Annotated in this window: 10 protein-coding genes; 1 reads left to right on the top strand and 9 read right to left on the bottom strand. The window is 63.1% G+C overall.

The window, feature by feature from the left end; genetic code table 11:
- Nucleotides 1–212 precede the first annotated feature (212 nt).
- From ABZX92_RS42825 to ABZX92_RS42800, 6 genes are read right to left on the bottom strand one after another with little or no spacing between them, the layout of a single operon-like run.
- A complete protein-coding gene (locus tag ABZX92_RS42825) occupies nucleotides 213–1,274 on the bottom strand; it encodes a 3-hydroxy-3-methylglutaryl-CoA reductase (protein ID WP_355571413.1) in 1,062 nt (353 codons plus the stop codon).
- Between the two features lie 27 nt (nucleotides 1,275–1,301).
- Nucleotides 1,302–2,360 (bottom strand): type 2 isopentenyl-diphosphate Delta-isomerase, encoded by a 1,059-nt coding sequence (gene fni / locus ABZX92_RS42820; RefSeq protein WP_355571411.1) that lies wholly within the window; start codon nucleotides 2,358–2,360, stop codon nucleotides 1,302–1,304.
- The gene (locus ABZX92_RS42815; RefSeq protein WP_355571409.1) at nucleotides 2,350–3,432 is read right to left on the bottom strand and encodes a phosphomevalonate kinase; all 1,083 of its coding nucleotides are present in this window, start codon (nucleotides 3,430–3,432) and stop codon (nucleotides 2,350–2,352) included. Before ABZX92_RS42815 ends, fni begins: the two co-directional genes overlap by 11 nt.
- Nucleotides 3,429–4,385, bottom strand: coding sequence for a diphosphomevalonate decarboxylase (gene mvaD, locus ABZX92_RS42810; RefSeq protein ID WP_355571407.1), 957 nt, complete (start codon nucleotides 4,383–4,385; stop codon nucleotides 3,429–3,431). Before mvaD ends, ABZX92_RS42815 begins: the two co-directional genes overlap by 4 nt.
- 16 nt (nucleotides 4,386–4,401) lie before the next feature.
- Nucleotides 4,402–5,364: a mevalonate kinase gene (gene mvk / locus ABZX92_RS42805; RefSeq protein WP_355571405.1), complete on the bottom strand. Its 963-nt coding sequence runs from the start codon at nucleotides 5,362–5,364 to the stop codon at nucleotides 4,402–4,404.
- Nucleotides 5,364–6,425 carry a polyprenyl synthetase family protein gene (locus ABZX92_RS42800; protein WP_355571403.1) on the bottom strand — a complete coding sequence of 354 codons (1,062 nt, stop codon included), beginning with the start codon at nucleotides 6,423–6,425 and terminating at the stop codon, nucleotides 5,364–5,366. The genes mvk and ABZX92_RS42800 overlap by 1 nt, the downstream gene beginning before the upstream one ends.
- A gap of 1,091 nt (nucleotides 6,426–7,516) precedes the next feature.
- Between ABZX92_RS42800 and ABZX92_RS42795 the strand changes: the two genes are divergently transcribed.
- Nucleotides 7,517–8,263 carry a hypothetical protein gene (locus ABZX92_RS42795; RefSeq protein WP_355571401.1) on the top strand — a complete coding sequence of 249 codons (747 nt, stop codon included), beginning with the start codon at nucleotides 7,517–7,519 and terminating at the stop codon, nucleotides 8,261–8,263.
- A 566-nt stretch (nucleotides 8,264–8,829) separates the two neighbouring features.
- On the opposite strand, the gene ABZX92_RS42790 is transcribed toward ABZX92_RS42795, so the two are convergent.
- From ABZX92_RS42790 to ABZX92_RS42780, 3 genes are all read right to left on the bottom strand, one after another.
- Nucleotides 8,830–9,000, bottom strand: coding sequence for a hypothetical protein (locus ABZX92_RS42790; protein ID WP_355571399.1), 171 nt, complete (start codon nucleotides 8,998–9,000; stop codon nucleotides 8,830–8,832).
- 154 nt (nucleotides 9,001–9,154) lie between these two features.
- Nucleotides 9,155–9,382: a hypothetical protein gene (locus ABZX92_RS42785; protein WP_355571397.1), complete on the bottom strand. Its 228-nt coding sequence runs from the start codon at nucleotides 9,380–9,382 to the stop codon at nucleotides 9,155–9,157.
- A gap of 614 nt (nucleotides 9,383–9,996) precedes the next feature.
- Complete coding sequence (locus tag ABZX92_RS42780) at nucleotides 9,997–10,431, bottom strand: DoxX family protein (protein ID WP_355571395.1); 435 nt, start codon at nucleotides 10,429–10,431, stop codon at nucleotides 9,997–9,999.
- Nucleotides 10,432–12,143 lie beyond the last annotated feature (1,712 nt).

Raw genomic sequence — 12,143 nt, 5'->3', positions numbered from 1 at the left:
CCGGTTGACCCCTATCGAATACGAAGCAATCATGACCACGCCAGCCAGTCAGGCTGCGTGACTACAACTGTCACCTACTCGTGCAGCAGACCCGCCGACCCGGTGTCCTGCGTGGCTTCTCGGGTTTGCCTAGATTGAGACGTCGACGGCGATCACCTCATCGGCTGCCATCGATCACAGTGAATCAAGCCGATGAAGAATTGCGGAGCTCGTCAGGACGAGCTCCCGATCTTCTCGCTCGCGCGTTCCAAGTGAACGTGTGCGCGCATCAACTCGCCGGGATTGGTTTGGGCGGCCAACAGAGAAAGCTCACCGCACAACACCGTCGCTGCCGCGAGCACGGCGAGCCTGCGGGCGTTGTCTCCCGGTTCCCGCTGCTCGCGGCACCCCAGGCGAGCAAGATTCGTCTCCACGAACGGCAGGTTCTTGCCATTGCCGACGGTTCCCACGATCAGGTTCGGGATGGTGCAGGAGAAATAGAGGTCGCCGTCGCGATCCTCGGCCACCGTGACGCCCTGCGAACCCTCCACGATGTTGGCGGCATCTTGTCCAGTCGCCAAGTAGAACGCCAGCAGCATGTTCGCATAGTGCGCGTTCGCGGAACGAATCCCGCCTGCGAGCAGCGTGCCGATCAGGTTCTTGCGTACGTTCAGCTGAGCGATCTTGGCCGCGGTGGTCTTCAGCTGGTCGCACACGAGCACGTGCGGCACCGTCAGTTCAGTCACCACGTTCTTGCCACGACCGAGGATACCGTTGATCGCCGTGGCCTTCTTGTCAGTGCAGTAGTTAGCCGAGATCGACCCGTAGCGGACGCCAGGCAGCGACTCCAGCAGCAACGAGAGCAGTCGGTCAGCCGCAAGCGTCGCCATGTTGTGCCCCGAGGCGTCACCCGTCGTGAACTCGAACCGCAGGAACAGCAGGTTAGCCGTGATCTCGTGACGGATCGCGACAAGGTCGGCAAATCGGCTGCACGCGCGCACCACGTCGCGCAGCTCGGTGAACCGCGTGTCGATCAATTGCGCGGCGGCGTGCGCCGTACTCGCATTGTCCGCTTCCACCAGCACCGATCGAGTCATGCGCTCGTCGACCAATGTAGCGACGATCCCTTCCGGGACCATCATCGAAATGCGTGCGCCACGTCGCACCGACGGCCACAACGGCGACTCGTAGGTGGCGAGCGGCACCTCGGTTTCGGTCTGGGCGATGTTACCTGTGACGCGCAGCGGTCCTACCCATCTCATCGGGACGCCGGCAGTCAGGTCTCCGTCGGCCATGGCGGCTCTCCTTTCCGACGGCACGGCTCACGGCACGGTGGGAAACGGGCGCGCGAACCGGGTGACATCGATGCCGCGATCGCGGCAGTATTCGCGCAGATCGCCGAGAATCCTGACCTCGCACCGGAAGAGATCGGCTGGCGTGTGGGCACCGAGCACGGACATGAGCGACTTGAGCTGGTCGAGCCACGTCGTGATCTGCGCGATCAGTCTGTCCGGCCCGCTGTCGTGCGCCGAGCGCAGAAACGTTCCGGAAACGCCGACCGCGCTCGCACCGAGCGCCAGCCCACGCACGACGTCCAGCGGATGCCGGACACCACCAGAGGCGAATAGCGGTAATCCGACATCGCAGGCGTCCAGGAGGCAAGCTGGGGTCGACTGGCCCCAACCCTCGAGGAAGGCGAAGTCGTCGCCGACGCGCCTGCGGTTCTCGATCCTGGCGAAGGTCGTTCCACCCCTGCCCGCGACATCCGCGACTGTGACGCCAAGCTTGCGCAGGTGCAGCACGGTTGCCCGGCTGAGGCCGAAGCCGGCCTCCTTGACGAAAACAGGAACGCCGACCTTCTCCACGATCTCCTCGATCCTCGGCCCCCAGTCTCCGAAGGATCGATCGCCTTCTGGTATCACGATTTCCTGAACGCTGTTCAGGTGGATCTGCAACGCGTCGGCCTCCAACAAACCGACCGCCTGCCGCGCCTGGTCGACGGTCGCCGTCGCGTTGACGTTGGCCATCACGAAGCCGTCTCTGTTCTCGTGACGCAGTACGCGGAACGTGTCAGCGACCGACTGGTCTTTGAAGTAGACGCTCATGGACCCACTCGCCAACGGCACGCCGGTCTCTCGCGCGGCGATCGCCAAGTTTCGGTTGATCTCTCTGGTGACCGCGCTCCCCCCGGTCATCGCGTTCATGTAGAGCGGGACGCGCCAGTCGAATCCGGCGAACTGGACGGCGAGCGAGACGTCGGCTCGGTCGATGCCGGCCAATGCGTGGTGAACGAAGGTCACGTCGTCGAACTCGGTCCGGCCTCCCGGCCGATGGTGTTCGCTGGCGAGCCAGACGTGGTCGTTCTTGCGGTCAGCGGTCACGGGCGCACGTCCTTTCTGACTGGTATGTACGAAAGGGCAACGGAACAATCCCCGCCTCGAGCCACCGGTCCCGCATGTGGCTGAGCGCACCTTGATGAGGCTCGAGGAAAGCGATCCCGCAATCCCCGCCGCCCGCACCCGAGGGCTTGGCCGCGCCACCTACCGACTCGGCGGCGTCGCACATCGCGGTCAGCCCACCGGTGAAGAGGCCAAGACCACCCTGGCTGTCAGCATTGGCCAGCAGCCGCCGAGCCCTACGGATCTCTCCAAGCAGCGCGCTGTCCTCGCCGTCGCCGAGTGCGGCCGCGGCAGTCGTGACGCAGTCGGTGCTTTGGCTGACGAACTCGCAGTGGTCAGCGCTGCCATGCCAGTCGTGTGCGACCCCGGCCGACACGTGGTCCGATGTTGACGACGGAGTCCCAGTCCAGCCGATGACGATGACGAGGTCGCGAGGTGACGGCACCCGGTACACGTCGAAACCCGGCCAGGGCGCTTGTAGCGCCTCCCTGACACCCTTTGCTCGGGCGAACTCGACGACAGCGGTGCGATCTGGTGCCTGATAGACGATCCAACCACCGTAAGTGCTCGCAGCCAGGTCTCCACCGGACGATCGGACGTCGAGCCGTGCGGAGGCGAGCATGGCCAGGCGGAACCGCTCCTCGATGCAGAGCGACACTCCACAGTGTGCGAGCAAAGCGTCGATCGTCGCCACCATTACCGCGCCACTGGAACCGAGGCCGTATTTGACGCCGTAGTCGTGCAGTCCACTTTGGATGCAGAGCTCGACGCGAGGAGCAGGAAGATCCCACTCCGCCAGGAGTTCGGTGACGACCTGAACCGCGGCCACGACCGGTCCCGCATTCGCGGGCAATCCACTCGCCCTACGCGACAGCCGCGCCGGCCGATCCGTCAGGTCCGAGTGGATCACCAGGTCCTCGTCGGCTGCGGTGACGCTCACGGTGACCCCGCGATTGACCGTGGCAAGCAACGCGGGCACGCCAGGCTCCAGCACGGCGTACTCGCCCAAGACGAAAAGCTTCCCCGGCGCGTACCGGACACTCGTCCTGTTCATCTGCCGTCCACCACCCCGGCATCGGGACCCGCGCCTGCCACCGTGGTCACGCAACCGGACGCTGCCCGCACTGCCGCGGCGACGGTACTGGAATGCGCGCGGTGGCAGAGAATCTTGACATTTGGGCCTGCGTCAATGGTCGCGTATGCAGAAACACCAGCCCGGCGCAGATCGAGTACGCAGTCGAGTACAGCGATCGTCGCAGGCTTCAGGTACCGCACCGCTGGCCGTGCGGCGAACATCGTGGCGTGCATGCCCAGCGCGTTGCGTTCGGCGATCTCCCCAACGGCGTCGAGATCCCCGAGCTTCAATGCGGCGTGCATGTCCTTCAGGTCTGTCACCGACGACTCCACCCACGGCCAGAAGAGAGGCGAGGTCTCGACCGTGTGCCGCATGGCGTCGCTGCTGGTCATTTCCTTGTGATCGAAGCTGATCAGCGCGACGACCATCACCAGGTCGAATCTCTTGGTGTGCACCGGTTCCGCGTACGAACTGTCGTCGTCGTGCCCCGCGTGCCAGACCACGAAACCGCCGAAAACAGACCGCGCCGCCGATCCGGAACCGCGCCGCGCCAACCGGGACAACGCCCTTTTGTCCAATTCCATCCCAGCCGCCGCCGAGGCCGCCAGAGCCAAGGCGGCGAATCCGCTGGACGACGATGCCAGGCCTGCACCGGTCGGCACCGTGTTGACGCTCTCTACCACTGCCGCATTGGTCCGCCCGGACTTGAGTCGCACGAGGTCGAGAAAGTCGGTGACGCGCCGTCGCTGCTCCCCTATCACGGGCTGGCCGTCCAGCGTGATTCGATCCTCCATCGCGCCGGCACGGAACCGGACCGAGGTCGTGGTCCAGAAGGCGTCGAGGGTCAGCGACAAGCTGCTGGTCCACGGCAGGACGAGTTTGGGATCCCGCTTGCCCCAGTACTTGACGAGAGCGACGTTGATGTGGGCCACGGCGGTCGCGGAAGTCTCAGCAGTCATGACGCCATCGCCCGACCGGTACACACCAGATCCGGACCGCCCCTGTCGCCCGCAGCGCCCTGCCGACTTCCTCGGCTCGTTGCGGGTCACCGGCCAACGCGATGAGACAGCCTCCAAGCCCTCCCCCGCTGATCTTGGCTCCGAGTGCACCCGCCTCCCTGGCCGCCTCAGTCATCACATCGATCAACGACGTGCTCAAACCGAGATCGCGCAGCACGGCATGGCATTCGGTCAAAGCACTGCCCAGACCGTCCGCGTCACCGGCAGCGAAATCCTTGGCGGCGGAACGGACCAGTCCAGAAACCTTGGACACGAACCTCTCGCGGGCTCCTGTTTCTCGCTCGAAGATCGAACGCACCAGTGCGACAGCGTTCCTCGTCCGGCTTGCCACACCGCTGTCGGCGAGCACGAAGACCCCGTCGATGCCGCAATGCAGCTCTCCAGCGGTGCCGTTCTCGAACAACAGCGGCAAACGCGCGCCCGTCGTGAGCGCGTCCACACCGCTGGCCCGCCCGTGCGCGATGTTCTCGGCGATCTGCACCAAGTCGAACACCTGCCGCTGGTCGAGATCGTGATCCAGCAGATCCGCGAGGGCGAGCACCAGTGCCCGCGCGCTGGCGGCGCTGGAGCCCAATCCTCTGCCGATGGGGATGTCACCACGCAGTACCACCTCGAGCCGCTGGTCGTCGCGGATCATCGTCCGCACGACCTGCCGGAGACCGCCGACGGCGTAGATCGGAGTTCGTCCACTTGAACCCGCCAACAGGAAAGTCGTGGCACCGTTGTCCGCCAATCGCTCGACGCGGGCGCTCACCGTCAGTGCGGGAACCGGCATTGCGAGGGCCGGGCTGCCATAGAGGACGGCGTGCTCACCGAGCAAAATGGCTTTCGCGTGCGCACGGCCGACTCCTGTCGAGCCTCGCAGCTGTCCGGTTCGGGTCGCCAGTCTCATCAACTCACTCGCTTCGCTGACAAGCGCACCAGATCCGCGAGGACTTCAGCGGCGTCCGGGCGAAGGTTTGCGCCGCGCAGGCAACTGATCGCCAACTCGCAGCAGCGGCTGGCCTCCGCTTGTGCCCACTCCACGCCGCCGGCCTGCTCGATCAGCACGAGCGCGTGGTCCACATCGGCCTGTTCCCACCTCGAATCCTTGCGGTACAACGTGATCAGTTCATGCGCGGCGTCGGTCTCGCTGTTCAGTGCGAACACAACGGGCAAACTCTTCTTGCGCGACCAGAGGTCGTTGTTCGCAGGCTTGCCGGTGCTGCTCGGGTCGCCGCTGAGGCCCATCAGGTCGTCCGCCAACTGGAACGCCAGCCCGAGATGGGTGCCGAACGCATGAAGCGCTTCAACCTGCTGCGTGGTACCGCCACCGAACAGTCCACCTAGTCGGCACGAAACGGCCATCAGCGAGGACGTCTTGCGGCTGGCCATGTGCAGGCACTCTTCGAGCCCCACAGATTCTGTGCGCTCGAACGCGAGGTCCTGAAACTGGCCCTCGACCAGCTTTTGCACAGCGTCGTTCAGCATCTCGACCGCGGCGGGGGTGATCGAAGACGATGAGTCGGACGTCAAGATCTGGTTGGCCAACGCCAGCAAAGCATCACCCGCGAGGATCGCGATCGGGAACCCGAACGCCTTCCACACCGTCTCGCGGTGGTGGCGCATGGCGTCGCCGTCCATCGCGTCGTCGTGTACCAGTGAGAAGTTGTGTACAAGTTCGATGGCCCCGGCCGCCCGCAGCACTGAAGCACGCAGTTTCCACGGATCGCCGCCACGTGCGACCGCTTTGGCCGCGAAAATCACCAGGGCCGGCCGGATCATCTTTCCGGACGAGCGTCCTACCACTACTGACGCGCCACGTTGGTCGCACCAGCCGAAGTGGTAGCCGGCAACCGCGCGCACCTGCTCCGGCAGACTGTCGACGGCACTGCGCAACACAGGTTGGACGCGAGCCCGGACGTCGTCTAGCGCGACCGAGACCTTGCTTTCACGCACCAGCGAGTTGTTCACACGCAACCTCACAAAGCAAGAGCAGCACAGGAAAGTGCGGGCGCGCCCGCAGCGAAACGCCTGCGCATGAGAGCCTGCCGGCGTGGGGCTGGCATGATCCACGAACGGAGCTCAACATCTGAACAGACCGCCACAATGACTCCTGAGGCGATCATCTCAGCACGCCAACCTGAGCACCGCAATTATGGCGATCGGGTTACACCCGTGGCCGGAACGCGATTGTCGAGGCGGTTGGGCACCTTTCGTTGATCGAGACGAAGGAAACCTGACCTTCTGCGACGCAGGCGCGATCAAGAACAGTCGGCCAGGGTTCACGCAAGCACCGCATCCATTTAGCCGTGCTTCCAGGCACAATCGTCGATCCACCGCACCCGGCAACATCGACCAGCTGCCCTGCAGGCGGATATTATTTGATGTCAAATCACATCATTTGCCTCGGAACGAGAGCGACGATCAAACCGGAAGGGCGATGGTAAGCAGTTGCGAAACAGTGCCCTTTTCCTCCACGTCCAGCTTCCCTTTCGCCCATCCAACCTTCGCCGACTCGTAGAGAGATCGAAGCCGACAGGGACCTGAGGTCTCTTTCAGTTCTGACCTGCATGATTTGAGAACGCAGCAGATCGCCGCACAGCAGTATTTGCTTGTGCAGCAAGGAAAGCTCGCGCCCGAACGCCTGCAACCTGATCATCTTGATGCGGTTGGCGTGCGAGATCAACTCGTAGGCACGCGCTACCACGGTCCAGGCGAACCGGTACGCGTAAGGCGCGATAGTGACGGTTCGTTGCCGGGGCGGAGGCGCGCCTGCTCATCGGCAGACGAGTCGAGGCGGAGGAGGATTCAGTAGATGGTCGATCTGGCATGGCCTGGGGAGCCGCCGGAGCAGTTCGACCCGACCGCAGAGCGCAGTCTCGGCCACAACTTACGGGCGTACTCCTACATAGGCCTGATCCCTGTGCCCAACGGCTGGACCGTCACTTGGACTGTCGAACCTGCGGCAGGCCGATGTCCGTTCGGGCATCATTACCTGCCCGATGGACCGAGCGACGGATGTCGAGTTGCAGGGTCCGGCGGTGCGATTGAGGCTTTGTGCCGTGAGCAGGAAGGTGATCGAACACACGGGTGTCCCCGGAGCGAGGTCAGTGCCTGCAGCTGAGCTCGGGCCGGTCGTCGTCGCGGTGAATCCGACAGTCTGGGGGCTTCGTGCCTTCGAGTGGGCCGCGAGGCGTGCGCGCGACATCGGTACCGAGCTGCAGGTGTTCGAAGTCGACGGCTTGCCAGACTTGCCAGGACATCCCGTCGTCGGTGAGGTGATGGCGTTGCTGCCAGGTCTGATCGTCCATTTCAGACAGACCGGTGAGAGCCTGACCTCCGACCTGCTCACCGCTGCTGCTTCGGCCAGATGCATCGTGCTGGGGGCTGGTGCGATGGAGCGCGCTGCCCACGTCCTGCCGGTGGTGGCGGGCGCCGGGTGTGACGCTGTGATCGTGCGAGGGCTGCCAAGTGCGGTGCGCGGCGAACACGGGGTTGTGGCCGCCGCGGTTGGCGGCCCAGCTGACCAGCGGGTGATAGACCGTGCCGCCATGGAGTGTCGCCGGCGGGGCGCTCGGCTGGAAGTGCTGCACGCGCAGTCGGCATTCTGCGGCGACCATATGCTGGACGACCTGAATGCGCCTGGCGTGGAAATGGTGTTTGCGTGCCACCGAGGCCTGCCGCACGAACTGCTCGCGCTGACCGAAGCGGATCTACTGGTGGTCGGACGAGGCAGGCCTGGTCATGTCGGTTCCGCTACAAAAGCAGCGATTTACCATTCGAGGGGCCCTGTTCTTATCGTTACCTAACCACACGACCCTGCGGACCCATTGAACCGTGCTCGACTCGTTTACTTCCGGCCAATTGTCCTCGGCCAAAGTAGCCTGACCGACGTTCGCAATGCATTCCGCATTCGAAAACTGCATGGATCTCGTCAGGACATGTGCGTGAGGGATCCAGGACGGCGCTCGGGCTGTCGCCGCCCCGCTGAGCGCAACGCCGTCGCAGGCCTCGATAGGGAGGGTAAGCATAGGCCGATGAATGCCTTAACAAGGTTTGCGATTAAAATCGGCAGCATTTTCGCCGGATTTCCGCGCCACTCAAAATCATGGTACGGCCATCCAGGAACGGCTCTGTCCACGACGTCCTGCGCCACATCACGACGCGCTTCCTGGCGGTGCGCCTTCACCTGGCCACAGAGCCTCGCGGACCGCAGAATCGATGCAGTGGGCGCCAATCTCCAGATCATCAGGTACGGCAGAGCACGCAACGTCTGCGTGTTCGAAGCGTACATAAGCGCCAGTTCAGTCGTTGGCGACGCCGGTGATCGATGCGCCGGTTACGACGGCCCGCTGCCCAGTCATCCAGACCGCGTTCAGTAAGATTCCGTGCAGATCGCCCCGATGAATCGAAAACTGCGGAACCAGGTGTCCGGCCACGACGCCTCGCTCCAGATGAGGTCGCCATCACAGTTGTAGTAGCGCAGCTCACTAGCGTGGATCGCGCGAGCAGTCAGTTGATCGAACATATCCAGATCATTCAGCACGCTGACCGCGTTAGGCTGGATGTTCAGCCCTACAGCAAGCATTCAATGCGTTGCTGTGCCTGAAAAACGAAAATGCCCCTACGTCTCCAGCGGTGCAGACTCAACGCCGTCGCAAGGCCTCAGATGCCGCAGCCGGCGATCCGTGTCCCCGCCATCAACCCACGTCCTCCAGGCCCGTGGTGACCGATCGTCGTGGCGACGTCAAGACGGCCCTGGTCGCATCGGTGATCGCTTCGAGCATCGCCACGCTGCCACCACCGCCGCCGAGTTCGTAGAGACCGGCGTCGGTCGCGTACGCCTTCTTCGCGATCGTTAGATGTTTGCACCGGGCCACCACGAGTGATCGCATCGTGCGGCACAGCGCCTCCGCACTCACGTACATCCCATAGAGAGTTGTCCCCCGGCACGCCGTTCGAGCTCTGCGGTTACCTGAGCGACAAGAGATCGAGTCAGCCGCCACTTCCCTGGAGCTCTCCACAGAACCGGCCAAGGCGACGAGTTCACTGACGGCCAGCGCCGGCGGAGTCGAGTTCGGCACGTAGGTCGACGGCGTCGCTGAACCGCGGCAAGCTGATCCACACTGCGGTCATGAGCAACCGCTCCATAGGTCGGCTTGCGTACATCCACTCCAGGCGGCTTGTCCGATTCCCTGATGTAGTGGTGGATGGTGTCGCATGGAATCAACCAGCTGCGCTCAGCGAGCAACCGCACTCCTTCGAGAGCAGGAATCTCGATAAAGGTTATCGGCCCAACCAGCATACTCAGGTCGCGCATTGTGCAAGAGTCTCAGCAACGGACATCAGCCCGATACCCGCCAATGACAGAAGGATCACCGAGTTAACTCAAGCAGCGCTCGTACGTCGCCAACGGCGTTGACCTGCCACACGCCTGAAAACGCCTACCCAAAGCGAATCGGATCCAAATTTGCGAACGTGCTCATCCGAAAATCAATAACATCGACTGGGTCAGCGGATTGCGAGTTAAGCGGAAGCATTGCTAGTTCACCGCAAACAAGCATGTGACGATACCTGCAGTGAGAGCGAAGACTGCCGCCGGGACTGCCTTGACTGCAGAGTCCGTAACCTTCAGGTGAAATGCCATGGTACCGAACATCAATGCGGTCAATCCAGTGGCTGCGACGACGCCGAGCAGCGGCTGTTGCGCGAGTCGCGCAGTACACACGATCAACCCGCCAGCAAACTCGGCCGCGCCGATGAGTCGGTAAATTCCGCAATGGAAGCCGAAGTGTTCAGCGTCCGTCCGCATCGCGGCGACTCCCGCGAGCTTCGCCGAACCTCCGGCCACGAATAACAGGCTGGCCGCCAGAATAAAGGCAGAGAGACCCAACACAATCTCCATTTCCGAATGGATCGATCCTGTACGCTTCACCTTTGATCCAAGCCAAGGTGCGACGAAGCTGTCAACTGCCACCGGATCGCAATGATCAATCTAGCCGAATTTAGCGCCCCTAAAGCTCCCAGTGAATGTAAATTTTTGACGAGTAGACATCCATCTTTGTTTCCTCTGTTCCGGTTCCTATCAGATCACGGCATACTCGCCGACATTGTGCTGAACGACCTCGCCTGGCGGCTTCGCCACCACTCGTTCGCTCCACGGTGCTTGTTCCAGGTGATCCGCTGTGTGCACGCCTTGGTTCACCCCCGCGACAGCTACCGCCGACTGTTCGTCAGGTGCTCCACAGCTAACCTGATTGGCTCACCCCATGTTCGGCTCGGCCAGACCAACGTGGGCGATGCGTACAACGCACTGCAGGCTCCAGCGCGTAGCAGCGTGGGTGTTACCCGGACGAGATCGAGGTTCGCGGAACCTGCCGGACGGAACCTGCGAGGCAGGGCCTTCACGCCATCACTGTATTGGACGCTGTGGTTGTAGCGAAGGAAGGACGTTCGAAGAAAGGCGTTGGGCAGACGACGGCGCGTGACAACTACCAGAGGGGCGTGAGCCCTTACGGCGTCTACGACCTGCGCGGAACGTCTGGGAGTGGTGTTCGACGGAGACCAAGCCTGGTCGCCACGAACTAAAGGGCGCTGCCTGGACGAGTCCGTACAACCGGGCTACACCCTCGTCCTTCAACGACGCGAACGGATCAATGAAAGACGATGACACGGGCTTCCGGTGCGTGGTCGCTGCGGACGTGATGGACGAGCTGCTCCGAGGACGTGATTGCCCGCGCAGTTCTGACCCCACTGTCGCTCCACGAGGACCCGGTAACGGGAACGCACACAGCACCGCTGATGGTGCTCTCCGAATAGGGTCTGCCACTGCTGTGGTGATCAGCGTCGTGGGGGTGGATCAGACGTGGCAGAGGATCTTCCTGCGGAGCAGGTCGAACCTCGCCCGCCCGTACATGCCTCGCTTGATTGACTTCAGGCGTGACACGACGCCTTAGACCGGACCGGAGCTGTGGTGCGTCGTGAGTCCGTTGACGACCGTGGTCAGGTGTGAGCGCAGCGGTGAACGAGTGCAGTTACGGCAGATCATCGGCTTACACGGCGATGATCTAGTCCTCGAGGCGGTCATCGCGCCGTCCGGCCTACATCCTCTCGAATGACGCGAGGATGTAGGCCGGCCTCTCCAGGGCCAGCATCGGGCCAAGGTCACTTTTAGGGCCCGGTCCCAGCACAGCCGGTCTCGCGATGGCATCGAAGCTGACAGGGCCGCCCACGCCTGCAGTCGCGCGGTGAAACGTTCTGCAACTGGTCGCGGTTCGTCCGCGTGAGCACCCGTATCGAGAACGCAAACTCGTCGAGCCAGGCGCTGACACGCACACGATTTAGGGAACAGACCCGCTGGGGGGGTTGGGGGTGGATGGGCATGGTGTTGGGGGTGGATGGGCATGGTGGGTTGTGTTTGGTGGTCATGTTGTCATAGGGCGGGTGATGGTGGAGATGTTTGGGTGGGAGTTCGGAATCTGGTCGGGAGGGTGTGGTGATCAGGTGTTGTCGGGGGATGTTATGGAGTGTTTGGCGGGTGGTGGCTGGGTGCGTGGCGTGAGGGTGTCAGTGTGTTCGGTGTTCGTTTGGGCAACGATGTGAGTGTAGTGATTCGATGAGCGGTGTGAGGATCCGGTGTGAGGCGTTGTGTCTTGCGCGGGTTTTTGCCGTGTGGGCAGGGCTGTGATA

The organism is Lentzea sp. NPDC006480 (genome assembly GCF_040611995.1).
GTDB lineage: Bacteria > Actinomycetota > Actinomycetes > Mycobacteriales > Pseudonocardiaceae > Lentzea.
The sequence above is the reverse complement of the archived record's forward strand: the minus strand, read 5'-3'. Positions and strand labels throughout refer to the sequence as shown.